Origin of the sequence: Stenotrophomonas sp. STM01, assembly GCF_014852135.1 — a bacterium.
Classification (GTDB): Bacteria; Pseudomonadota; Gammaproteobacteria; order Xanthomonadales; family Xanthomonadaceae; genus Stenotrophomonas; species Stenotrophomonas capsici.
This window is the reverse complement of sequence record NZ_JACVBA010000007.1, coordinates 1-22,604: the sequence shown is the minus strand read 5'-3', so window position 1 is coordinate 22,604 and position 22,604 is coordinate 1. Positions and strand designations below refer to the sequence as shown.

Genomic DNA, 22,604 nt, shown 5'->3' with positions numbered 1-22,604 from the left:
AGGCATTCCGGCCTCCCCGTCCATCGCCCCTCCATTGGCCTGCGCTCTTCTGCATTGCCGCAGCGCGGCCGGAGGCGAAGGCGATGCTGCCTTCGCCCCTACCCCTTCCCCCAGCCCTCAGAAAGCCTGGGAGAGCCGTAGCGACACCTGCTGGATGTCCTTTCGCGTTCCAAACCGCTGGTCGTAGCCCAAGGACAGCCGCGTGTTGCGCGACAGCCACGAATCCAGCGACAAGCCAAGCAGCCCCCCCGAGCGTGCCGGCTGCAGACCCGCCAACGGCGCCCACGCGTCGATACCGACAAAGCCTGCATCCAGCGCCATGCCATTGGCAGAAAACGCGTATTGCCATTCGGCGTAGCCGTTGACCGCCAATCCGCGCCACAGATACTGCCCACGTACACCCGCCAGCGCCTGTGTACGGCTGCTGCTCCAGCCCCCGGCTTGCAGGCCGAAGCCGTAGCCCCCCTGCTCGCGGAAGGCATCGTTGTCGATACGGGTGTACTCGGCCGCCAGATAGGGCGTGAGTGACACGCCGCCCTGCCCGCCCAGACGGTAGCCTCCCTCCACGCTGCCAGACAGGAAGTTACCGCTGTACCGCGCATGCACGCCGGCACGTTCATTGCCCAGCAGCAGGTTGCGATCCATCTCGCGCTGATACTGGCCAAAGCCGGCCTGGCCCAACACGTACGCCTGGCCCATGCGCCAACCGGCGTACAACTGGGACTGGGCCTGTCGATCCCGGCTGCGGTCCTGCGCGCCACCCGCCGTGGTGCTGGCACGGGTTTCGCCGAAAGCGAAACCCAGTACGCCACCGCCGATACCGATCTCCTGCCCCATCATCCAACCACTTGCGTTGTAGTCATTCCCCAGATATCCCCCTTGGCCAGTTCCTCCCAACGAGCGCATCCAGCTCGCCGGGTTCGGCCCGTTGCCGGTGCTCTGTGCGAACTGGGTGGAGAGCGCCCGCCGGTTCATGTCGATGCTGTCGAAGGTCATCACCGTGGCTGCCGCGTGCGCCTGGCCGGACAGACTTTCGAGTGTCCGGTTCAATGCCTGCACATCCGGCACTCGCTGCACCTGGGCTGCAGCGGAAATGAAGTCATGGTCAACCACCACGTTCCTGCCGGGAGCGACCGGCTGCAGCACCGCATCAATCGCCTGGAATGCCCCCTCGACGCGACGCGCGGCCGATAACGACGCAGGGCTGATGTCCGCCATCCGCAGCGCGGTGGTGGCCACATCGGCGCGGTCCACATCCAGCCATACCCGATCAGCTCCATATCCCACTGTCGCATCCAGCAGGAGCCCGGCGTTGTATCCCTGCCAGGCAAACTCCCCGTTGACACCGCCATCGGCGATCAGGATTTCGGTCTTGTGCCGCGCTATGTAACCAGGCGCCAGCCCATGGATGTACAGACCGCCATCCAACGTCGCACTGCCCTCGATGTGCAGCGGGTCGGTCCCCAGATACGTCCAGTATTCACCGGTGGCGGATTGGGTGAAATCGCCCCCCAGCGTGGTATGGGAGAAATCGCGGTTGAAGAAGACTCCGTTGTTGACGACGTCACCGTTCAAACGGGTTTCGACCTGCACGTGCTCGGCCGAGTTGATCTGCATCACACCGTTGTTGATCACACCACCCTGCAACGTCACTTCCCATGCATACAGGTAGGAACCCTTCCCCACGGTAACGTCGGACACGAGGCTGCCGTTCACCGAAACCGTGGCACCACCGGTGATGGCAAGCCCACCCGTGAACGTGTGCTGCCCACTCAGTGAAAGCGTGGGATCTTCCACGCCATCGACCACTTCACCACCGCCATCGATGGTCAGGCCACCCGCTCCACTGATGCTGTTCCACCACGGCTCCGAGTTTCCCTTGGGCAGAACGACATGCACATCGCCCCAGTCCAGCCTGGCCGGCCCACGCATGGACTTGCCGACGTTCAGCAGACCGTACCCGAACACGGCATCCGGCCCCGGTGCGCCCAGGTCGGTGGCCGATCCCAGCAACGTCTGCCGCACCAGGTCGTTGTTGAAATAGGGGTACTTCTGCCACACCAATGCTGCGGCACCGGACACCAACGGCGCGGCGAACGATGTACCGCTGTTGTATTGATAGCGCAGGTTGCCCGTGGTGCTGTCATGGCTGACGTACGCCGCCGTACCCGGTGCGACCAGACAGTAGTTCTTCGCCACACCGCAGGCATTGGAGTAGGACGCCAGCTGTGTCGGGTTGGCGGTATCGAGCGCGGCCACGGCCAGCCAGCCTCGCTCCAGGTCAGCCGCCGGCAGCGTGCCGTTGGGCCCCGGCTGGCTCGGCAGCGCGGCCATGCTGGAAGGATTGGTGCGAGACTCGTTGCCGGTGGCAAACACCACCAGCCCGTCATTGTCGATGATGAAGGGCCGGTACTCGGCGGCGATGGGCGCGGTCGCGGTGGGCCTTGTCCAATACAGCCCTCCCCAGGAGTTGTTCATGATCCGCACGCCGGCACGGATCAGGTCCTCATGGATCGGGGCGAAGCCCAGTGCACCATCCACTTCGTTGCCCTGCCCCGAGCCATCGTCGGTAGGCCGCTCGTCGGCGATGATCCGCGCCGAGACGATCTGCGCCCCTGGCGCGATGCCGCCCGGCCAGGAGCCGGTGGGTGCTCCCGCGGCCAACTCCGCCACCGCCGTGCCATGCCCCACCACATCATCCACATTGGCATTGTTCCGCGCGGGGTCCAGGTAGAAATAGCTGGCGACCACACGCCCCGCCAACGCAGGGTGATTGCGCATCACCCCCGAGTCGACCACACCGATACGGATGCCAGCACCGTTGTAAGCCCCCCCTCGCCCATCCCACGCATTGGTCAGCGCAAGATGTGCATCAATGGCCGGCTGGGGAATGACTGGCGGTGTTACCGGTGGCGTCGTGGGCGGCGGACTCACCGGTGGTGGTGGGTTGGATTTGCTTCCGCCACCGCCCCCACAGCCCGTCAGCGCCAGCAGCAGCGCCACGGCCAACAGATTGACTTGCGCATTGCTCCCCATTCCCACTCTCCCCGTAGTGACATCACCAATTCAGGTATTCGCCGCATCAGGCTACGGCACCCCGACCTTCTATACTGCAACGACAGTCCGTCCCCCTGATGGATGTGCCGATGGTCCAATGGGCCTGCCACCGGGGACGTTCGATAATTGCCGCAAGGTATAACCGAGATTGCCCATGTCCGACATCGTCATCGCCGCCGCCAAGCGCACTGCCATTGGCTCCTTCCTTGGCCAGTTCAACGGCGTCCCCACCCCGACCCTGGGTTCGGCCGCGATCAGCGCCGCCCTCGCCCAGTCCGGCGTTGCCGCTGGCGACGTTTCCGAAGTGATCATGGGCTGCGTGCTGCCCGCCAACCTGGGCCAGGCCCCGGCCCGCCAGGCCGCACTGGCCGCCGGCCTGCCGATCAGCACCGGCGCCACCACGCTCAACAAGGTCTGCGGTTCGGGCATGAAGGCCATCATGCTGGGCCATGACCTGATCAAGGCCGGCTCGGCCAGCATCGTGGTGGCCGGCGGCATGGAGTCCATGTCCAACGCCCCGCACATGCTGCCCAACTCGCGTACCGGCAACCGTTACGGCAACTTCCAGGCCGTGGACCACATGGCATGGGATGGCCTGACCAACCCGTACGACGGCCAGGCCATGGGCGTGTTCGCCGAAGCCACCGTCAGCAAGTTCGGCTTCACCCGCGAGGAGCAGGACGCCTACGCCATCGAGTCGGTCAAGCGCGCCCAGGCCGCCCAGGCCAACGGTGCCTTCAACGACGAGATCGTTGCGGTGAAGGTCGCCACCCGCAAGAGCGAGGTCGAGGTGGACCAGGACGAGCAGCCCGGCAAGTCGGACATCGCCAAGATCCCGACCCTGCGCCCGGCCTTCAAGAAGGACGGCAGCGTCACCGCCGCCAGCTCGTCCAGCATTTCCGACGGCGCCGCCGCGGTGGTCCTGCTCTCGGCCGACGATGCCGCCAAGCGTGGCGTGCAGCCGCTGGCCCGCATCGTGGCCCATGCCACCTTCTCGCAGGAGCCGGAATGGTTCACCACCGCCCCGCTCGGCGCGATCGGCAAGGTGCTGGAAAAGGCCGGCTGGAGCGTGGCCGACGTGGACCTGTTCGAGATCAATGAAGCCTTCGCCGTCGTGGCCATGGCGCCGATCCGCGAAATGGGCATTCCGCACGGCAAGGTCAACGTCAATGGCGGTGCCTGCGCACTGGGCCACCCGATCGGCGCCTCGGGCGCGCGCCTGGTGGTTACGCTGGTAAATGCCTTGCGCACGCGCGGCCTCAAGCGCGGTGTCGCATCGTTGTGCATCGGCGGCGGCGAAGCAACCGCAATTGCCATCGAATTGATCTGATTGGAATTTCTCAGATTTTCTCAAACCTGAATGCGTACCCGCTTGACACCCCAAATGGGCTTGTCATCATGTTCCCGGCGCGCAATGGCGCGTTGCCAAATTTCACGACGAGGATTCACAAATGAGCATCAACAAGCTGCTGATCGCGATGACCCTGGGTCTGGCCCTGGCTGCCTGCTCGAAGCAGGAACAGGCTGCTGACGCTGCCGCCGACGCCAACCAGGCCGCCACCGAAGCCCAGGCTGCTGCTGACCAGGCTGCCACCGCTGGCGCCGCCACCGCTGACGCCGCTCAGGCTGCTGCCGACACCGCCGCCACCGCTGCTGACGCCGCTGGCGACGCTGCCCAGGCTGCTGCTGGCGCCGCCACCGACGCCGCTGCCGGCGCCGCTGCCGACGCTGCCGACGCCGCCAAGGACGTCGCTGCTGAAGCCAAGGACGCTGCTGAAGAAGCCAAGAAGTAATAACTTCTGCTTCCACGCTTGTCTTGAAAAGCCGCTGGTTCGCCAGCGGCTTTTTTTATTGCCGGCGTCCCGCGCGTTGACAAGATCTGAATACGTGTCGCCCTAGATTGTGGCCGGGTTCCCACACAAGGAGAGACACGATGAAGCTGCTCACCCCGCTGCTGGCCACCAGCCTGGTACTGGCCTTGGCTGCCTGCAACAACCCCGATGCCGAGCAGGCCAAGCGTGATGCCGCCGCCGCTGCCGACAATGCCGCCGCCGCGGCACGCAACGCGGCGGATTCGGCCGCCGATGCGACCCGCGATGCCGCGCACGAAGCCGCCCAGGCCACCCGTGATGCCGCCGCCGAATCACAGCAGGCGTTGGACAAGGCCGCCGATGCCACCGCCCAGGCTGCCCGCGACGCTGGCAGTGCCGCCAAGGAGGCCGCCGCCGATGCCGACGCTGCAGCCAAGCAGGCCGCCGCCGACGCCAGCGCGGCAACCGCCAACGCCGCGCAGAAGGCTGCCAACCATGCGCATGACGTCGCTAAGGACGCGCGCGCCAAGGCCGACGAAGCCAAGCATTGACCTGAACCGCCACGCGGCCGCCTGAGCGCGGCTGCGTGGCGTTCTTCCCGCAGGCCCGAAGCCTTGCCGCCGAAGCAGCCGCAGGCAGCGACTTCGCCGCTGCGGCAACAACGAACGGTTCAGGCAGGCAACGCGCGCGCCAGGATCCCTGCGAAGGGCAGGTCGGCGGGCAGTTGCCCGTAGACGCCACCACTGCGCGCAACCCGCGACTGCACGAACGCCTCCGCCAGCGGGCTACCGGCTTTCCGCAGCACCGCGGCCTGCAGCAGCACCGCCAACCGTGCCACCAGCGAGCGCGCATCGGCCTCGGCCACCTCACCGGCGGCCAGTTGCACGCGCAGCGCCTCCAGCGCAGCGTCATACGCCCCGCCCTGCCCTTCGGCCTGCTGCAGTTCATCCAGCAACGCCTGCAGTGCGCGCGGCTCGCGCGCCAATGCACGCAGCACGTCCAGGCACTGCACGTTGCCACTGCCTTCCCAGATCGAGTTCAACGGTGCCTGCCGGTACAACCGCGGCAACATCGACTCCTCGACATAGCCCGCGCCGCCCAGGCATTCCTGGGCCTCATTGACGAACGCGGGAACGCGCTTGCAGACCCAGAACTTGCCGATCGCGGTGGCGATGCGCGCGAACGCGGCCTCGGCCGGCTGGGTCGGGGCGGCGTCCACCGCGCGTGCCACCCGCATCGCCAATGACGTGGCCGCTTCCGATTCAATGGCCAGGTCCGCCAGCACGTTGGCCATCAGCGCGTGTTCGACCAGCCGCTTGCCGAACGTGCGCCGGTGCCGGGCATGGTGCAGTGCCTGTGCCAGCGCCATGCGCATCTCCGCCGCCGCACCGAGCATGCAATCCAGGCGGGTGAACATGACCATCTCGATGATGGTGGCCACGCCCCGCCCTTCCTCGCCCACCCGCCGCGCCCACGCCCCGCAGAACTCCACCTCGCTGGAGGCGTTGGCCCAATCACCCAGCTTGTCCTTCAGCCGCATCAGGTGGAAGGCATTGCGACGGCCGCACGGCAACCGTCGCGGCATCAGCAGGCAGGTCAGGCCACCGGGGGCCTGCGCCAGCACCAGCCAGCCATCGGACATCGGTGCCGAGAAGAACCACTTGTGGCCGACCAGGCTGTATTCCCCGTCGGCGGCCAGTGGCGTGGCCGTGGTGGTATTGCCGCGCACGTCCGAACCGCCCTGCTTTTCGGTCATGCCCATGCCCAGCGTGATGCCGACCTTGTCGCCGATCGGCAGGTCGCGCGGGTCGTAGAAGGGCGCGGCGGCCTTGTCGGCCCAGTCGGCCAGCGCCGGCTCCTGCCGCAGCACCGGCACCGCGGCATGGGTCATGGTCAACGGGCAACTGGTCCCGGCCTCGGCCTGGTGGTGCAGGTAGCTCAGCGCCGCCCGCGCCACATGCCCGCCCGGACGCGGGCGATGCCATGACAGGCCAGCGACGCCGTGGGTTTTGGCGGTGGCCATCAGTTGGTGGTACGCCGGATGGAAATCCACCGTATCGATGCGATGTCCCTGCGCATCGTGGGTGCGCAGCTGCGGGCGCTGGCGGTTGGCATCGAAACCGGCGCGGTACAGGTCACCACCGGCCAGCGTGCCGTAGTGGCGCAGTTCGGCGCTGAAGAACGCCGCGCCCTCGCGCACCACCGCCTGCTGCAGGACCAGGTCGTCCTGCCACAGGTCCCGCCCGCCGAAGGGCGGCACCTGGTTGTCGACGACGTGGGTTTCGAACGGTGGCGGCTGCGATGGCATGGCGTCGGCTCCCGGGGTCTGACACCCGATTCTGCCGCATGCCCGCCAAGGGCGTGCTAACGGCCGTGGTGTTCCTGCAACGCGGCGATGAAGGCCTCCTCCAGCGGCAACCTGCCAAACAGGCCGTGCTGGGTGCCGCTGAGCACGCGCAGCATGTGTCCGCGGCCACCCGGCATGCGCCCCATTGGCTTGAACAACAGGTCGCGTGCGCGCGCCACCCAGTCGCGGTCGGACTGGAACACCGGCGTCAGCCAGCGGCTCCAGAACTGGTACATGCCCACGTGCGCCTTGCGCTGCGCCTGGTAGCGGGCCAGCGCCACATCGACATCGTCCTCGGCGCGCAGCACGTCGCGCAGCGCCAGCGCATCCAGCAGCGCCATGTTCACGCCCTGGCCGAGCTGCGGGCTCATCGAATGGGCCGCGTCGCCGGCCAGCACCAGCCGCCCCCGGTACCAGCGGTCCATCACCGCGTCGCGGTAGCTGGCCCGCGCCAGCTGGGACTGCACGGTGACACCGTGCAGACGCGCGCGTGCTTCGGGCCACAGTTGCGCGATCTCTTCCAGCCACGGCGCCAGCCCGGCCTGCTCCCAGGCCGCGAAGCCATCACGCGGCAGGCTCCAGAAGAAGCTCAGGCGCGGCGTGTCGTCGCCCGGGCGGGTCCCCACCGGCAGCAGCCCGATCATCTTGCGCGCGGCCACGTAGCGCTGCCGCAGTTCGTCGGCGAATGCCCAGTCATCGGCCGGCAACAGGCACCACAGGGCGCCCCACGGATAGACGCGGTCCAGCCGCGTACCCTGCACCTGCGCACGCAGGCCCGACGCCGAACCGTCGGTGGCGATCACCAGGTCGAACGGGCCATGCCAGTGGCCGTGCTGGTCCTGCACGCGCCGGGTACTGTCATCGATGGCGGTGATGCGGCTGTCCACGTGCAGCGCCGCGGATGCATCCCAGGCCTGGTCCAGCAGCGCGAACAGGGCGCCGCGCTGCATGCCCACGCCGTACAGGCGCCGGTCCAGCCCGGCGTAGGTCATGTCCATCACCGCCCGCCCGCACGGCGTCTCGCCATACAGGCGGCGCACCACTGCCCCATGCGCGAACACCTGCGGCAGCAGTTGCATCTGCCACAGCACCTGCAGGCCGGTCGGCTGCAGCAGGAAGCCCGCGCCCACCGGCCCCGGCCGCGGCACCTGCTCGAACACCTGCACCCGGTGCCCATCCCGGCTCAGCAGCACCGCCAGCGACTGGCCGGCCGTGCCGTAACCGACGATGGCGATATCCAACGACTTGCGCATTCCCAGTTCTCCCTGGCCCGGCCACGGCCACTAAAAAAAAACCCCGCCTCAGCGGGGTTTTTTCGGCACAACCGAGTGGATTACTCGGCCGGCGTGATATTGGAAGCCTGGGCACCCTTCGGGCCCTGGGTCACGTCATACGTGACGCGCTGGCCTTCCTGCAGGCTGCGGAAGCCCTTGGAATTGATCGCGGAGAAGTGCGCGAAGACATCGGCGCTGCCGTCCTCCGGTGAGATGAAGCCAAATCCCTTGGCGTCGTTGAACCACTTGACGGTACCGTTCGGCATGGTGATGCGAGACCTTGTTCGATGAATGGATTGATGCACGCTGAATGAAGCGCACGGACGGAGTATGCAAAGCTTGGGCCGGGAAGACAATCACCCCCGGGCCAGTTCTCCGACCAAAGTCGGCAAACCCGCCGAGGCGGCGTCCACGTTGGCCAGCACCTCGGCCATGGTGATCTCCCCGGCGTCGCCGCAGCCGGCGGCCCAGTTGGCGATGATCGCCAGGCAGGCGTATTCCAGCCCCAGTTCGCGCGCCAGGCCCGCTTCCGGCATGCCGGTCATGCCCACCAGGTCACAGCCATCACGGCGCATCCGCGCGATTTCCGCATTGGTCTCCAGGCGCGGCCCCTGGGTGGCGCCGTAGCAGCCACCGTCCTGCACCACCACGCCCCGGGCCTGCGCTGCGGCCAGCACCTTGGCACGGAAAGACGGCGTGTACGGATGGCCGAAGTCCACGTGCAGCACCTCGCTGCCTTCCTCCTCGCTGAGCGTGGAGATACGGCCCCAGGTGTAGTCGATCAACTGGTCCGGGCAGGCCAGAACGCGCGGGCCGAACTGCTCGGTGATGCCACCGACGGTGTTCAGTGCCAGCACCCGGGTCGCGCCCAGCTGCTGCAGCGCGGCCAGGTTGGCGCGGTAATTGATCTTGTGCGGCGGGATCGAATGGCCCTCGCCGTGGCGGGCCAGGAAGGCCACGCGCTGGCCGTTGAGCAGGCCGACCCGGACCGGGCCGGACGGAGCGCCGTAGCGGGTTTCCACCTCATGGGTCTGGACATCGTCCAGGGCGGCGAGCTTGTAGACACCGGTGCCGCCGATCACGGCCAGGGCGATGGGTTCCATGTTTGTTTCCTGAAGGTACGGGTACGCAATGGGGCCGGGCCGCGCCTGCGCACGACCGGCCCCACGTTTTGACGGCACGCACCCGGACCCGTCCGGTCCGGTCCGGGAGCGGCTTCGTGCTTGTTACTGCTTCATCGCGTAGATGGCCGGCAGCGAACGCAGCGACTCGTCCACGTCCATGCCGAAGCCGAACACGAAGCGATCCGGCAGGTTCACACCGGCGTAGTCGGCCTTGACGCCCGCCAGGCAGCGGTCGTGCTGCTTGACCGTCAGCACCGCGATGCGCACGTCGGTGGCCCCCTGCTCCATGCACCAGTCACGCACGCCCTGCAGGGTGAAACCCTCGTCCAGGATGTCGTCGACCAGGATCACGCGACGGCCGAACAGCGCCGACACCGGGCGGTGCTTCCAGACCAGCTCGCCACCGGTCTCGCCGTGGTAGCGCGAGGCCTGCATGTAATCGAACTGCGCGTCCTGGCCACGTGCGCCCAGTTCCAGCGCAAGCTGGCCGGCGAACGGCAGCGCGCCATTCATGATCGACAGGAACACCGGGACCTCGCCCTTGTAATCGCGCGCGATGGCGTCGGCGATACCGGCAATGGCCTTGTCGATGGTGGGACGGTCGACCAGCAGGTCGGCCTGGGCCACCGCTTGTTCAAGAGTGAGTTTGGACATCAGGCAGTTCTTCCAAGGTTTTCAAGCAAACGGTTACGGGTATCGCCATGGCGGGTATCGGCGAGCAGGCCGCCCCAACCCATCGCGCCACGGCCGATCAGGCCGAGCAGCGCGGCGGTATTCAAGCTGCGGCCGGCCACGGCCTGCAGCGATTCTTCGACCAGTTCCGGGTGGCAGACCAGCACCACGTCGCAACCGGCATCCAGGTGGGCATCGACCCGGGCCTTGACGCCACCGGCGGCGAACGAGGCCGCCATGCCGATGTCGTCGGAGAACACCACGCCGCGGAAGCCCATGTCCTGGCGCAGGATCTGGTTGATCCAGCGCGGCGAATAGCCGGCCGGCTCGGGCGCGATCTGCGGGTAGATGACATGGGCCATCATCACCGCATCGGCGCCCGCGGCGATGCCTGCGCGGAACGGTACCAGATCATGCGTTTCCATTGCCTGCAGCGGGCGCGGGTCCACGGCGGTATCGACGTGGGTGTCCTCGCGCACCGTGCCGTGCCCGGGGAAATGCTTGAGCGTGGCGGCCATGCCGACCGAGTGCATGCCGCGCACGTAGGCCGCGGTCAGCGCGGCCACGGCCTGCGGGTCCTCGCTGAAGGCGCGGTTGCCAATGGCCAGGTTGCCGTGGCCGACATCGACCACCGGCGCGAAACTCAGGTCCAGCCCGCTGGCGCGGATCTCGCTGGCCATCAGCCAGGCGTGCTGCTCGGCCAGGGCCAGCGCCGCTTCCGGGTCGGTGGCGAACAACTTGCCAAAGCCGTCCAGCGGCGGCAGATCGGCGTAGCCCTCGCGAAAGCGCTGCACCCGTCCGCCTTCCTGGTCCACCGCCACCAGCAACGGGCGCGCGGTGGCGGCACGGATCGCCGAGGTCAGCTCGACCACCTGCGCACGCGAGGCGAAATTGCGCTTGAACAGCACCACCCCGGCCACGGCATCGTGCTGCAGCCAGTCACGTTCCTGGGCGGTCAGTTCGGTTCCGGCGACGCCGATCAACAGCATGCAAAGACTCCTGGTCGCCGCAGGCGGCGGCGAAGCCGTGCATTGTCGCAGATGGCGCCAGCGCCGTCAGATGCTGCAGCCGTCCGGACCGCAGGCCTGTTCATCCTGCGCCGGGGCCGGCGCCAGCTCGGCGGCGACCTTGGCCAGTACCTCGGCGAACACTTCCGGCGGCTGCGCGCCCTGGACGGCATAGCGGCCGTTGATGACGAAGGTCGGCACCGACTGGATGCCCAGCGCCTGCAGCTGGCCCAGCCCGGCACGGACCTCGTTCATGCCCTCGTCCGAGGCCAGCAACGCCTGCACACGCTCGGCCGGGATGCCGCCCGCCGCCGCGGCCTCGGCCAGCACCTGCGGGTCGGCCAGGTTGCGGCCATGGGCGAAATGGGCCTGGAACAGCGCCTCCCCCACGGGTGCCTGCACGCCTTCACGCCCGGCCAGCCACAGCAGCCGGTGCGCCGGCAGCGTGGTCACCTTGACCTGGCCCTGGTCGAAGTCCATCGGCAGGCCCTCGGCCTGGGCGGTGGACTGGGTCTGGGCCAGCATCTGGTTGGTGCGCTCCACGCCACCGAACTTGGCGGCATAGGCCTCGCGCAGCGGCACCGGGGTTTCATCGGCATCGGGGGCCAGCAGGAACGGATGCCAATGCACCTCCACGTCGGGTGCCTTGTCCCCCATCAGCGCCAGGCCGCGCTCGAAACGGTGCTTGCCAATCCAGCACCAGGGGCAGACCACGTCGGACCAGATATCGATGCGCATGGGATTCTTCTTTCGCAAAGGGGATGGATCAGCCTAGCGGAGTCTGCGCCGTCGGCGTTACGACCTGATGGATTGGATCGTGCCGTGGATGGGATGGTCGAGCGTCACCCCTCCCCAGCCCTCCCCTTGCCTGCGGCAAAGGGAGGGGGCGGTTCGTGCAGCGCGCTCAGATCACAGCGAAGCCCGCTCTGGCCCCCTCCCTTTGCCATCGGCAAGGGGAGGGTTGGGGAGGGGTCTGCCGTTCCGCCTTTCAGCCCTTCCCGCTTCGCGGCCGGGGCCGCTCCTACCAGCGGTTGTACGGGTGCGAGGCCAACGCCAGGTTGTAATAACGCAGCTCGTCGGTCACTTCGGCACCCGCCCAGCCCGGCCTGTCGAACGCCTGGTCAGCGCTCTGCAGCTCCACTTCGGCCACCACCAGCCCGGCGTTGTCGCCGAGGAATTCATCCACTTCCCACAGCAGGCCGCCGTGGTGGACCAGGTGGCGGCGCTTGTCGATCAGCCCACCCACGCACAGCGCCAGCAGATCGCGCGCGTCACCCACCGGGATCGGGTAGTCGAACTCCTGGCGGGTGTGGCCCAGCTCGCGCGACTTGATGTTCAGGTAGGCCGCGTCGCCCTGGATGCGAACCCGCACCGAAGCCTTCTGCGCACCGCTGTCCATCGCCGCGGTATCGTTGATGTAGCCCTGCGCCATCGGGATGACCGCGTGCGCGGCGGCACGCCAGTCGTCGTTGGTGACCAGGAACTTGCGCTCGATCTCGATGCCCACGGCTTACTTTTTCTCGAAGACGGCGATGCTTTCCACGTGCGCGGTGTGCGGGAACATGTCCATCGCGCCGGCACTGACCAGGGTGAAGCCCTGCTCGTTGACCAAGTAGCCGGCATCGCGTGCCAGCGAGCCCGGATGGCAGCTGACGTAGACGATGCGCTTGAATTGTTTCAGCGGCAGCTGCTGCAGCACGTCGATCGCGCCCGAGCGCGGCGGGTCCAGCAGCAGCTTGTCGAAGCCCTGCTTCATCCACGGCGTGTTGCGCTGGTCCTGGGTCAGGTCGGCGGCGAAGAACTGCGCGTTGTCCAGGCCATTGCGCTGCGCATTCTCACGCGCACGCGCCACCAGCCCGGCCTCGCCCTCCACGCCCACCACTTCGCGCACGGTGCGTGCCAGCGGCAGGGTGAAGTTGCCCAGGCCGCAGAACAGGTCGAGCACGCGCTCGTCCGGCTGCGCGTCGAGCAGGGTCAGCGCATGCGCGATCATCTGCTGGTTGAGCTTGGCATTGACCTGGATGAAGTCCAGCGGACGGAACGCCAGCTCCACGTCCCATTGCGGCAACGCGAACGACAGCGATACGCCTTCAACCGGCCACAGCGGGTGCACCGATTCCAGCCCACCGGGCTGCAGATAAATCGCGAAGCCGTGCTCCTGGCCGAATGCCGCCCATGCCTGCGTGTCGGCATCGGACAACGGCTGCAGGTGGCGCACGGTCAGTGCGATGGCGGCATCGCCACCAATGAACTCGATCTGCGGGATGTCGCGCTTGCCATCCAGTGTCTCGATGAAGGCAGACAGCGCCGACACCTTGGTGCCGATCTCCGGGATCACGGTCAGGCACTGGCCCAGGTCGGCCACGAAGCGCGGGTCCTGCTCGCGGAAACCGACCAGCGTCTTGTCCTTCTTCTCGACGCGGCGCACCGAGAACCGTCCCTTGCGACGGTAGCCCCAGGCCTCGCCCGACAACGGCGGCAGCACGGTGCCCGGCGTGACGTGACCGATGCGCTCCAGGTTGTCCATCAGCACGCGCTGCTTGGCGATGATCTGCTGCGGCTCGTCCAGGTGCTGCAGCACGCAGCCGGCGCAGACGCCGAAATGCGGGCAACGCGGCGCGACCCGGTGCGGCGAGGCGGTGATCACCTCGACGGTGCGTGCCTCATCGAAATGGCGACTCTTGCCGGTCTGCTCGGCCATCACCGTTTCCTGCGGCAGCGCGCCGCTGATGAAGGTCACCTTGCCGCCCTCGCCTTCACGGCGGGCAACGCCGCGGCCGTCGTGGCTCAGGTCGAGGATGTCGGTCTGGAACGGGGTCTTGTCTATGCGGGATCTGGATCGGGCCACGTGGCGAACGGCTGCGGGCAAAAGGGGGCGTATTGTCGCAGAAGCGGGCCGGGAGGACCCCGGCCGCTTGCGCCTGACGATCCTGCGGCTAATATGCAAAAGGACGCTGGCATGGAGGCAGCAGATGAATACGCAACGACAGGGAACCATCCCGCACCTGCTGCTGGTCGAGGACGACATGACCAGCCAAGGTTTTTTCCAGTTCGCCCTTGAATCGCTGCCAGCGACGGTGGACATCGCCGACTCGTTCGCCAGCGCGCTGCGTCGCGCCGAATCCGCGCATTACGACCTGCTGCTGATCGACGTGAACCTGCCCGACGGCGATGGCCCGAGCCTGCTGCAGCACCTGCGTGCCCGCGATCCGCAGGTGACGGCGCTGGCGCATACCGCCGATGCCAGCAGCGAAATGCAGCAGAACCTGCAACGCGCGGGCTTCAGCGAAACGCTGATCAAGCCGATGAGCCGCGAAACGCTGCTCAAGGCGATCCGCCGCACCCTGGCCAAGTCCGCGGCCAACAGCAACGAAGTGGACGACAACCAGGAAGTCCCGGATTGGGACGAGACCGTGGCGTTGAGCGCGCTGAATGGGCAGCAGGCACACCTGCGCGCCCTGCGCGAGCTGTTCCTGTCCGAACTGCCCAACGCGCGCGATGCGGTGCGCCGCGCCCTGGAGCACCAGGACGAGGACGAGGCCCGCAGCCAGTTGCACCGGCTCAAGGCCAGCTGCGGTTTCGTCGGCGCGCTGCGCCTGGCCCGGGCCGTGCGCCAGTTGCATGCCCATCCGGGCTCGGCACCGGCACGCCAGCAGTTCGAGCTGGCCGTCGGCACGCTGCTCCGCTGAGCGCAGGCCCTACTCCGCCGGGCGGCTCAGGTCGCCCAGCATCTCCCAGGACTTCAACCCACGCCCGCCCAGGTGGTGCAGCAGCACCGCGCGCATCTGCGGGCGCAGGCTGGCCAGGTCGGCGGCCCCAGGGCAACGGTCCTCGGCCAGGGCCAGCAATGCGGCACCGGTGGCCAACGCGCGCCGCTCCTGGCTGCTGCGCTCGCTGAGCTGCCGCAATGGTCCCTCCTGCGGATCCAGCCGGTACCGGGCCGCCGGGTCGATCGGCTCACCGTCGGCCGCGCTGCTCCAGTCAAACCCCACCCCCAGCGCCTCCAGCAGGTCCCGCTCGAACCGCCGCAGCGACCAGGCCAGGGGGGCGTCCTGTTCCAGCCGCGCGCGCAGTTGGCCGTAAGCGGCATGCAGTTCCGGCAGCGGATCCTGGCGGGGCGCCAGCCGCATCACCAGTTCATTGACATAGAAGCCGGCCAGCATGGCGTGGCCATGCAGGCGCGGCGCCACGTCACAACTTTCGGCACGGCGCAGCTGGGCCAGCTCACCGCCCATCACCGCATCGAAACGGATCGACTGCAGCGGCTGCAGGGCAGCCCGCAGGGCCTGCTTCTTCAGCCCCTGCACGCCGCGCGCCAGCAGGCCCAGACGGCCATGCTCCAGGCTCAGCACCTCGACCAGCAGGCTGGTCTCGCGCCAGGGGTGCGCGTGCAGTACGTAGGCCGGCTGGTCTTCGATACGCATCGGGGGAACCCAGTAGCGGGGAACAGGGAGCGGTGGCCCGCCTGTGGACGGCCATCCGGCGCCGCGCGGCAACACCGCCCGGGCAGGAAGGAAGCCGGCTTGCGGCTCCCATGCCCTCAGTACTTACTCGCCGTAGCCAAAGGCCTTCAGGGCGGCTTCGTCGTCGGACCAGCCTTCGCGCACGCGCACCCAGGTTTCCAGGAATACCTTGGCACCAAACAGGCGCTCCATCTGCAGGCGGGCCTTGGCACCGATCTCCTTCAGGCGGGTACCGCCCTTGCCGATCACGATGGCCTTCTGGCCTTCGCGCTCGACCCAGATCACCGCGCCGATACGCAGCAGCCCGCCGTCCTCGGCGAAGCGCTCGATCTCCACGGTGGTGGCATATGGCAGTTCCTCGCCCAATTGGCGCATCAACTGCTCACGGACCAGCTCGCCGGCCAGGAAGCGCTGGCTGCGGTCGGTGATTTCATCCTCGCCGAACATCGGCGGTGCTTCCGGCACCAGCCCGATCAGGTCGCGCACCAGCGCTTCCAGGCCGTTGCGCTTGAGCGCGGAAATCGGGTGCACGGCGGCGAACTCGCGGCCAACGGTGATTTCCTGCAGGAACGGCAGCAGCGCGCCCTTCTCCTTCAGGCGGTCCACCTTGTTGACCACCAGCACCACCGGGATGCCGGCGTCACGCAGCACGTTGAAGGCCAGCGTGTCCTCCTCGTCCCAGCGCCCGGCCTCGATCACCAGCAGGCCGGCATCCACGCCTTCCAGCGAGCTGCGCGCGGCGCGGTTCATCACCCGGTTCATCGCCCGCTTCTGCTGGCGGTGCAACCCGGGCGTGTCGACCAGCACCAGCTGGCCTTCCGGGAAGGTGGCGATGCCCAGCAGGCGATGGCGCGTGGTCTGCGGGCGGTTGGAAACGATGCTGATCTTGGCGCCGACCAGGGCATTGGTCAGGGTCGATTTGCCGACATTCGGGCGGCCGATGACCGCGACGCTGCCACAGCGATGGGAAGTGGTGTCGTTCACTTGGGATCCAGTTGTTCGATCGCGGCAGCCGCCGCCTGTTGTTCGGCCAGTCGTCGCGAAGTGCCTTCGCCTTCGGTGGTCACGGCCGGGTCAGCCACGCTGCAGCGCACATGGAAGTGCTTGGCGTGGTCGTCGCCGGTCTCCGATACCAGCTCGTAAACCGGCAGGGGCTTCTGCCGGGCCTGCAGCCATTCCTGCAGGCGGGTCTTGGGGTCCTTCTCCGGCTTGCCGGCCGGCACCGCGGCCAGCGAGGCCTCGAACCACGGCAGCACGCGCGCGCGGCAGGCTTCGAAGCCGGCATCCAGGTAGATCGCCGCGACCACCGCCTCGACGGTGTCGGCCAGGATCGAATCACGGCGGTGGCCACCGGACTTCATCTCGCCCGGCCCCAGCGTCAGGCGCTCGCCGAGGTTCAGGGTCCGCGCGATCACCGCCAACGCGCTCTCGCATACCAGCGAGGCGCGGGCGCGAGTCAACGCGCCCTCGTCGGCCTTGGGCCAACGGCTGAAAAGCGCTTCGGCGATCAGCAGGTTGACGATGCTGTCGCCGAGGAACTCCAGGCGCTCGTTGTGCGGAGCGCCGGCACTACGGTGGGTCAGGGCCTGCTTGAGCAGGTCCTGATCCTTGAATGGATGACCGATCAGGTCATTCCGTTGGAACGTCTTAGTTACCACTGCCTGAAGTCAGATCCTGGGAATGTTCAAAATTGCCAACGATGTCCAGGTTGCCGACCAGCGGGCGACGGACCTCGTACTTCACGTTCATCCGCCAACCGCCGTCGATGCGGTCGAACTTGATGTTGTCGCGCTTGATGCTCTCGGAATAGTTCATGTCCATGCGCTTGAAGAACATCTCCGTCGCCTTGCCGGGATCGACCTCGCCACCGGCACTCAGTTCAGCGGCCATCGACTTCATCGAGGACTTCATCCCGTAGTACTCCTGGTACATCGGGAACAGCTTCATCGCGATATACAGCGCGAAGCCGACCACGGCCAGCACCGTCACGAACGACAGCAGCGTCATACCACCTTGCTTGTGCTTCATAGCGATCTCCCCAGATACGCGTTGATGGATCATTGGATGCCCGTCCCGATCCGGGACGGTTCAAAACTCGCCTTGCAGAACCAGCCCGAGCAGTTGAGCCAGATCATGAAGGCCTTGCCACGCAGGTTCTCTTCCGGCAGGAAGTGGGTCTGCGTCCAGAAACGGCTGTCTTCGCTGTTGTCGCGGTTGTCGCCCATCACGAAGTACTGCCCTTCCGGCACCACCCAGTCACCCTGCCCGCGCGGATCGGCGCGGCCCAGCAGTTCCAGCACGGTATGGGTACGCCCCGGCAGGTCTTCGGTCAACAGGCTGGCGCCGGTCATCTCCGCGCCCGGGCCCTTGCCGATGTACTCGCCCTTCTCCTGGTAGCCCAGCGGCTGGCCATTGATGGACAGGGTGTCGCCGTGGAAGCCGATGCGGTCGCCCGGCAGGCCGACCACGCGCTTGATCCAGTTCTGGTCCGGCGCGTGCGGCGGCTTGAACACCACCACGTCGCCGCGCTTGGGCTCGCCGACCGGGATGATCTTGGTGTTGGTGATCGGCAGGCGGAAGCCGTAGGAGAACTTGTTGACCAGGATGAAATCGCCGATCAGCAGGTTCGGCATCATCGAGCTGGACGGGATCTTGTACGGCTCGGCGACGAAGCTGCGCAGGATCAGCACCACCGCCAGCACCGGGAAGAACGCCCGGGAGTAATCGACGACGGCCGGCTCGTCGCCGTCCAGCAGGCCGGCCTTGGCCGCCCGGCGCTTGGCCAGGAACAGCTTATCGGCCAGCAGGATCAGGCCGGAGCCCAGGGTCAGCACGACCAGGAGGATCTCAAACAGTTTCATTCACGGTCCTTTGCAGCGTTGGCCGGTGCATCGCACCGGCCCCAGAGGCTTGCTTACTTGTCCATCTGCAGCACGGCCAGGAAGGCTTCCTGCGGGATCTCCACGCGGCCCACCTGCTTCATGCGCTTCTTGCCTTCCTTCTGCTTCTCCAGCAGCTTCTTCTTGCGCGAAACGTCGCCACCATAGCACTTGGCCAACACGTTCTTGCGCATGGCCTTGACCGTGGTACGGGCGATGATCTGCGCACCGATCGCGGCCTGGATGGCCACGTCGAACATCTGCCGGGGAATGAGGTCCTTCATCTTCTCGCACAGCTCGCGGCCACGGCGATCGGCGTGGCTGCGGTGGGCGATCAGCGACAACGCGTCGACCTTGTCGCCGTTGATCAGCACGTCCACGCGCACGAACGGGCCGGCCTCGAAACGGACGAAGTGGTAGTCCAGCGAGGCATAGCCGCGGCTGACCGACTTGAGCTTGTCGAAGAAGTCCAGCACCACTTCGGCCATCGGCAGCTCGTAGCTGATCTGCACCTGGCTGCCCATGTAGGTGATGCTGATCTGGTTGCCGCGCTTTTCCTCGCACAGCTTGATGATGCTGCCGATGTACTCCTCGGGGGTGAGGATGTTGGCGCGGATGATCGGCTCGCGGATTTCCTCGACCGTGTTGATCGGCGGCAGCTTGGCCGGGTTGTCCATCATCACGATGGTCCCGTCGCTCTTGAGCACCTCGTAGATCACCGTCGGCGCGGTGCTGATCAGGTCGAGGTTGTACTCGCGCTCCAGGCGCTCCTGCACGATTTCCATGTGCAGCATGCCCAGGAAGCCGCAGCGGAAGCCGAAGCCCATCGCCTCGGAGCTCTCCGGCTCGAAGCGCAGCGCGGCGTCGTTCAGGCGCAGCTTGTCCAGCGCCTCGCGCAGGTCCGGGTAGTCCTCGGCATCGACCGGGAACAGGCCGGCGAACACGCGCGGCTGCATTTCCTGGAAGCCCGGCAGCGGTTCCGGCGCCGGGTCGGCCAGCAGGGTCAGCGTATCGCCGACCGGTGCGCCGTGGACATCCTTGATGCTGGCGTTGATCCAGCCCACCTCGCCGGCGCGCAGGGACGGCATTTCCTTGCGCTTGGGGGTGAACACGCCGACCTTGTCGACCTGGTGCCAGCGGCCGGTGGACATGACCTGGATCTTGTCGCCGGCCTTGATCTCGCCCTGCATCACGCGCACCAGCGAGACCACGCCCAGGTAGTTGTCGAACCAGGAGTCGATGATCAGCGCCTGCAGCTTGTTGCTGCCACGGTCAGCCGGGGCCGGGATGCGGTGCACGATGGCTTCCAGCACCTCCTCGATGTTCAGGCCGGTCTTGGCGCTGACCGCCACCGCGTCGGAGGCGTCGATGCCGATCACGGCCTCGATCTCGGCCTTGGCACGGTCGATGTCGGCGGTCGGCAGGTCGATCTTGTTGAGGATCGGCACGACCTCCAGGCCCTGCTCGATGGCCGTGTAGCAGTTGGCCACCGACTGCGCCTCCACGCCCTGGGCGGCATCGACCACCAGTAGCGCGCCCTCGCACGCGGCCAGCGAGCGGCTGACCTCGTAGGAGAAGTCGACGTGCCCGGGGGTGTCGATGAAGTTCAGGAAATAGGTCTGGCCGTTGCGGGCGGTATACGGCACCGACACCGACTGCGACTTGATGGTGATGCCACGCTCGCGCTCGATCGGGTTGTTGTCGAGCACCTGCGCTTCCATTTCACGCGCGCTCAGGCCGCCACACAACTGGATGATGCGATCGGCCAGGGTGGACTTGCCGTGGTCGACGTGGGCGATGATGGAGAAGTTGCGGATCATCCGCATTGAATCGTGGGACATAGGTAGCGGCGGCGCGCGGCGTCGTCAGGATAACGGGGCATTATCGCATGCCCGGAAGCAGCCCAGCACCAAGGCCTGAACGGGCTGAACGAAAGGAGCCGCCCGAAGGCGGCTCCCCTTGCAGCGGCTGGGCCTGCGGGCTCAGTCGCCGGCGCGGATGGCCACGAAGGCACTGTTGGCACCGGCCCGGACCAGCAGCATGACCACGTCACCCTTCTTGTAGCCGGCCAGCTCCCGGTTCAGCGCCGCGACGCTGCCCACCGGGGTACGCCCCACCTGCAGCACCACCATGCCCGGGGCCAGTTGGGCCTCGCGGCCTGCCTGGCTGTTGACCCGGGTGATCCGGACGCCTTCGTTGGCCCCCAGCCCCAACTGGCGGCGCTCGGGCGCGGTCAGGTCGGCCACGTCCAGGCCCAGCAGGGCGTTGGCGCCCACCTGCGGCTTGGCCTCGTCGGCTGAACCGGCAGCCGGGGTGGCCCCCTGCGCGTCCTCGGCCAGCTCGCTCAGGGTGACCGTGATGTCACGGGCCCGGCCATCGCGTAGGATCCCCATCCGCACCTTGCTGCCTGGCGCCATCGCGCCGATCAGCGGCGGCAGGTCGCTGGAGGAGTTGATCTCGGTGCCATTGACCGAACGGATCACGTCGCCCACCTCGATGCCCGCCTTGGCGGCGGCACTGTCCGGCACCAGCTGGTTGACCAGCGCGCCGCGGCCGTCCGGCAGCTTCAGACCCTCGGCCGCGTCGGCGTTGATCGCCCCGACCATCACACCCAGCTGGCCACGGCTGACCTTGCCGGTCTTCTTGATCTGGTCCACCGCATTCATCGCCAGGTCGATCGGGATGGCGAAGCTGATGCCCATGTAGCCGCCGGAGGCGGAGAAGATCTGGGAGTTGATGCCCACCACTTCGCCGCGCGTATTCAGCAACGGGCCGCCGGAATTGCCCTGGTTGATCGCCACGTCGGTCTGGATGAACGGCACATAGCGCTGCTCCTGCCCACCGGTGCTGCGACCCAGCGCACTGACAATGCCGGCGGTGACCGAATGGTCCAGGCCGAACGGCGAGCCGATCGCCACCACCCACTGGCCCGGCTTGAGGGTATTGGAATCACCCACGCGCACGGTCGGCAGGTTCCGGCCCTCGATCTTGAGCAGGGCCACGTCGTACTGGGCATCGCTGCCGACCACCTTGGCGGTGAACTCGCGGCGGTCGCTGAGCTTGACCTTGACCGACTCGGCGCCGTCGATGACGTGGTGGTTGGTCAGCACGTAGCCGTCATTGGAAATGATGAAGCCCGAGCCCATGCCCCGGCCACGCGGCCCGCTGTCCGGCGCCTGCTGGCCCGGCCCCGGCATCTGGAAATCCGGGCCGAAGAAGCGCCGAAAGAACTCCGGCATGTCGTCCATGCCCGGGCCATTGACCATGCGGGGGTTGCGGCGCGCGCCGATGATGGTCTCCACGTTGACCACGCCCGGGCCCACCTGATCCACCAGCTGGGTGAAGTCCGGCAGGCCGCTGACCAGCGGTGCCGCAGGGGCCTGCGGGCGCGCCGCGGCGACCTGCTCGGTCGGGGCGGACGGGGCAGTGGTCTGTGCGCAGGCGGCCAGCGGCAGGGTCATCGCCAGCAGGCCCAGCATCTGGGCATGGATACGGTTGGACATCAGCGTCGAGCCTCCGATTCAGGAATTGGGGTCAAGGAGATCCGTCAGGGCAGGCGTGCAGCATGCCATCCGGGGTCAAGGGGGAAGGTCCGGCCAGCGCCTGTGGCCAGCCGGGAAGTACTCAGCGATGCGATGGCAAGCGCGGCAGGTCGGCCTGTTCGGCATCCTGCGCCGGCAGACGCGGCTCGAACGGATAGAAGGTCGCACCGCCCTGCTGGGCCGGGAAACTGGCATTGAACGCCCCGCCCTGCGACAGCGCCGAGCGCGGCCATGGACGTGCCTGCAGGGTGCCGGCCGCGGCGAACGGATCGGCCGCCTGCAGCGGGTCATGGACGGCGCGAGCGGCCGGCAGCACCGGCGCCGCGGCCGCGATTGCACGCTGCGGCTCGCTGGCCCGTGCCACGGCCGAGGCACGGGCGGCCTGTTGGGTCCGGGTGGCACTGCCACGCCGCGGCGCGGACTCACGG

21 protein-coding genes and 1 pseudogene are annotated in these 22,604 nt (G+C 67.4%); 4 read left to right on the top strand and 18 right to left on the bottom strand.

Annotated features, from left to right (window positions below; genetic code table 11):
* Positions 1-117: 117 nt before the first annotated feature.
* A complete protein-coding gene (locus IB227_RS18210; RefSeq protein WP_192288550.1) occupies positions 118-3,036 on the bottom strand; it encodes an autotransporter serine protease in 2,919 nt (972 codons plus the stop codon).
* Positions 3,037-3,211: 175 nt separating this feature from the next.
* On the opposite strand from IB227_RS18210, the gene IB227_RS18205 reads away from it, so the two are divergent.
* The 3 genes from IB227_RS18205 (at position 3,212) to IB227_RS18195 (ending at position 5,419) form a co-directional block, all read left to right on the top strand.
* Positions 3,212-4,387 (top strand): acetyl-CoA C-acyltransferase, encoded by a 1,176-nt coding sequence (locus IB227_RS18205; RefSeq protein WP_192288549.1) that lies wholly within the window; start codon positions 3,212-3,214, stop codon positions 4,385-4,387.
* Between the two features lie 121 nt (positions 4,388-4,508).
* The gene (locus IB227_RS18200) at positions 4,509-4,850 is read left to right on the top strand and encodes a hypothetical protein (RefSeq protein WP_132865173.1); all 342 of its coding nucleotides are present in this window, start codon (positions 4,509-4,511) and stop codon (positions 4,848-4,850) included.
* A gap of 140 nt (positions 4,851-4,990) precedes the next feature.
* A complete protein-coding gene (locus IB227_RS18195; RefSeq protein ID WP_192288548.1) occupies positions 4,991-5,419 on the top strand; it encodes a hypothetical protein in 429 nt (142 codons plus the stop codon).
* 119 nt (positions 5,420-5,538) lie between these two features.
* On the opposite strand, the gene IB227_RS18190 is transcribed toward IB227_RS18195, so the two are convergent.
* The 9 genes from IB227_RS18190 to rlmD form a co-directional block, all read right to left on the bottom strand.
* On the bottom strand, positions 5,539-7,176 hold the full coding sequence (locus IB227_RS18190) for an acyl-CoA dehydrogenase family protein (RefSeq protein ID WP_192288547.1): 1,638 nt from the start codon (positions 7,174-7,176) through the stop codon (positions 5,539-5,541).
* A 56-nt stretch (positions 7,177-7,232) separates the two neighbouring features.
* Positions 7,233-8,468, bottom strand: coding sequence for an NAD(P)/FAD-dependent oxidoreductase (locus IB227_RS18185; RefSeq protein ID WP_192288546.1), 1,236 nt, complete (start codon positions 8,466-8,468; stop codon positions 7,233-7,235).
* Between the two features lie 80 nt (positions 8,469-8,548).
* Positions 8,549-8,755, bottom strand: a complete 207-nt coding sequence (locus IB227_RS18180) for a cold-shock protein (RefSeq protein WP_005410590.1) — start codon at positions 8,753-8,755, stop codon at positions 8,549-8,551.
* A gap of 90 nt (positions 8,756-8,845) precedes the next feature.
* Entirely contained in the window at positions 8,846-9,592 is a 747-nt protein-coding gene (locus tag IB227_RS18175; protein ID WP_192288545.1) for an S-methyl-5'-thioinosine phosphorylase, read from the bottom strand.
* Between the two features lie 123 nt (positions 9,593-9,715).
* Positions 9,716-10,267 (bottom strand): hypoxanthine-guanine phosphoribosyltransferase, encoded by a 552-nt coding sequence (locus tag IB227_RS18170; protein ID WP_132865178.1) that lies wholly within the window; start codon positions 10,265-10,267, stop codon positions 9,716-9,718.
* Entirely contained in the window at positions 10,267-11,274 is a 1,008-nt protein-coding gene (gene nagZ, locus IB227_RS18165) for a beta-N-acetylhexosaminidase (RefSeq protein ID WP_192288544.1), read from the bottom strand. The genes IB227_RS18170 and nagZ overlap by 1 nt, the downstream gene beginning before the upstream one ends.
* Before the next feature lie 66 nt (positions 11,275-11,340).
* The gene (locus IB227_RS18160) at positions 11,341-12,030 is read right to left on the bottom strand and encodes a DsbA family oxidoreductase (protein ID WP_192288543.1); all 690 of its coding nucleotides are present in this window, start codon (positions 12,028-12,030) and stop codon (positions 11,341-11,343) included.
* A gap of 283 nt (positions 12,031-12,313) precedes the next feature.
* Positions 12,314-12,799 (bottom strand): CYTH domain-containing protein, encoded by a 486-nt coding sequence (locus tag IB227_RS18155; protein WP_192288542.1) that lies wholly within the window; start codon positions 12,797-12,799, stop codon positions 12,314-12,316.
* A 3-nt stretch (positions 12,800-12,802) separates the two neighbouring features.
* Entirely contained in the window at positions 12,803-14,140 is a 1,338-nt protein-coding gene (gene rlmD, locus IB227_RS18150) for a 23S rRNA (uracil(1939)-C(5))-methyltransferase RlmD (RefSeq protein WP_192288541.1), read from the bottom strand.
* Between the two features lie 124 nt (positions 14,141-14,264).
* Here rlmD and IB227_RS18145 point away from each other — a divergent pair, with 124 nt between their 5' ends.
* The gene (locus tag IB227_RS18145; protein WP_132865183.1) at positions 14,265-14,981 is read left to right on the top strand and encodes a response regulator; all 717 of its coding nucleotides are present in this window, start codon (positions 14,265-14,267) and stop codon (positions 14,979-14,981) included.
* A 9-nt stretch (positions 14,982-14,990) separates the two neighbouring features.
* Here IB227_RS18145 and recO read toward each other — a convergent pair whose 3' ends face one another.
* The 8 genes and pseudogenes from recO to IB227_RS18105 form a co-directional block, all read right to left on the bottom strand.
* Complete coding sequence (recO, locus tag IB227_RS18140; protein ID WP_192288540.1) at positions 14,991-15,716, bottom strand: DNA repair protein RecO; 726 nt, start codon at positions 15,714-15,716, stop codon at positions 14,991-14,993.
* A gap of 123 nt (positions 15,717-15,839) precedes the next feature.
* Positions 15,840-16,739, bottom strand: coding sequence for a GTPase Era (gene era / locus IB227_RS18135; RefSeq protein ID WP_132865185.1), 900 nt, complete (start codon positions 16,737-16,739; stop codon positions 15,840-15,842).
* Entirely contained in the window at positions 16,736-17,413 is a 678-nt protein-coding gene (gene rnc / locus IB227_RS18130; RefSeq protein WP_192288539.1) for a ribonuclease III, read from the bottom strand. The genes era and rnc overlap by 4 nt, the downstream gene beginning before the upstream one ends.
* Complete coding sequence (locus IB227_RS18125) at positions 17,403-17,783, bottom strand: DUF4845 domain-containing protein (RefSeq protein WP_192288538.1); 381 nt, start codon at positions 17,781-17,783, stop codon at positions 17,403-17,405. Before IB227_RS18125 ends, rnc begins: the two co-directional genes overlap by 11 nt.
* 29 nt (positions 17,784-17,812) lie before the next feature.
* Entirely contained in the window at positions 17,813-18,616 is an 804-nt protein-coding gene (lepB, locus tag IB227_RS18120; RefSeq protein ID WP_132865188.1) for a signal peptidase I, read from the bottom strand.
* A gap of 53 nt (positions 18,617-18,669) precedes the next feature.
* The gene (gene lepA / locus IB227_RS18115; protein WP_165931246.1) at positions 18,670-20,460 is read right to left on the bottom strand and encodes a translation elongation factor 4; all 1,791 of its coding nucleotides are present in this window, start codon (positions 20,458-20,460) and stop codon (positions 18,670-18,672) included.
* Positions 20,461-20,616: 156 nt separating this feature from the next.
* On the bottom strand, positions 20,617-22,137 hold the full coding sequence (locus IB227_RS18110) for a DegQ family serine endoprotease (RefSeq protein WP_192288537.1): 1,521 nt from the start codon (positions 22,135-22,137) through the stop codon (positions 20,617-20,619).
* Between the two features lie 121 nt (positions 22,138-22,258).
* Positions 22,259-22,604, bottom strand: a pseudogene (locus IB227_RS18105) (anti-sigma factor); the annotation flags it as partial.

What these genes read in the sequence shown, in the direction of transcription:
- IB227_RS18210 (WP_192288550.1), bottom strand. Translation starts at nt 3,036, where the DNA reads ATGGGGAGCAATGCGCAAGTCAATCTGTTGGCCGTGGCGCTGCTGCTG.
- IB227_RS18205 (WP_192288549.1), top strand. Translation starts at nt 3,212, where the DNA reads ATGTCCGACATCGTCATCGCCGCCGCCAAGCGCACTGCCATTGGCTCC.
- IB227_RS18200 (WP_132865173.1), top strand. Translation starts at nt 4,509, where the DNA reads ATGAGCATCAACAAGCTGCTGATCGCGATGACCCTGGGTCTGGCCCTG.
- IB227_RS18195 (WP_192288548.1), top strand. Translation starts at nt 4,991, where the DNA reads ATGAAGCTGCTCACCCCGCTGCTGGCCACCAGCCTGGTACTGGCCTTG.
- IB227_RS18190 (WP_192288547.1), bottom strand. Translation starts at nt 7,176, where the DNA reads ATGCCATCGCAGCCGCCACCGTTCGAAACCCACGTCGTCGACAACCAG.
- IB227_RS18185 (WP_192288546.1), bottom strand. Translation starts at nt 8,468, where the DNA reads ATGCGCAAGTCGTTGGATATCGCCATCGTCGGTTACGGCACGGCCGGC.
- IB227_RS18180 (WP_005410590.1), bottom strand. Translation starts at nt 8,755, where the DNA reads ATGCCGAACGGTACCGTCAAGTGGTTCAACGACGCCAAGGGATTTGGC.
- IB227_RS18175 (WP_192288545.1), bottom strand. Translation starts at nt 9,592, where the DNA reads ATGGAACCCATCGCCCTGGCCGTGATCGGCGGCACCGGTGTCTACAAG.
- IB227_RS18170 (WP_132865178.1), bottom strand. Translation starts at nt 10,267, where the DNA reads ATGTCCAAACTCACTCTTGAACAAGCGGTGGCCCAGGCCGACCTGCTG.
- nagZ (WP_192288544.1), bottom strand. Translation starts at nt 11,274, where the DNA reads ATGCTGTTGATCGGCGTCGCCGGAACCGAACTGACCGCCCAGGAACGT.
- IB227_RS18160 (WP_192288543.1), bottom strand. Translation starts at nt 12,030, where the DNA reads ATGCGCATCGATATCTGGTCCGACGTGGTCTGCCCCTGGTGCTGGATT.
- IB227_RS18145 (WP_132865183.1), top strand. Translation starts at nt 14,265, where the DNA reads ATGAATACGCAACGACAGGGAACCATCCCGCACCTGCTGCTGGTCGAG.
- recO (WP_192288540.1), bottom strand. Translation starts at nt 15,716, where the DNA reads ATGCGTATCGAAGACCAGCCGGCCTACGTACTGCACGCGCACCCCTGG.
- IB227_RS18125 (WP_192288538.1), bottom strand. Translation starts at nt 17,783, where the DNA reads ATGAAGCACAAGCAAGGTGGTATGACGCTGCTGTCGTTCGTGACGGTG.
- lepB (WP_132865188.1), bottom strand. Translation starts at nt 18,616, where the DNA reads ATGAAACTGTTTGAGATCCTCCTGGTCGTGCTGACCCTGGGCTCCGGC.
- lepA (WP_165931246.1), bottom strand. Translation starts at nt 20,460, where the DNA reads ATGCGGATGATCCGCAACTTCTCCATCATCGCCCACGTCGACCACGGC.
- IB227_RS18110 (WP_192288537.1), bottom strand. Translation starts at nt 22,137, where the DNA reads ATGTCCAACCGTATCCATGCCCAGATGCTGGGCCTGCTGGCGATGACC.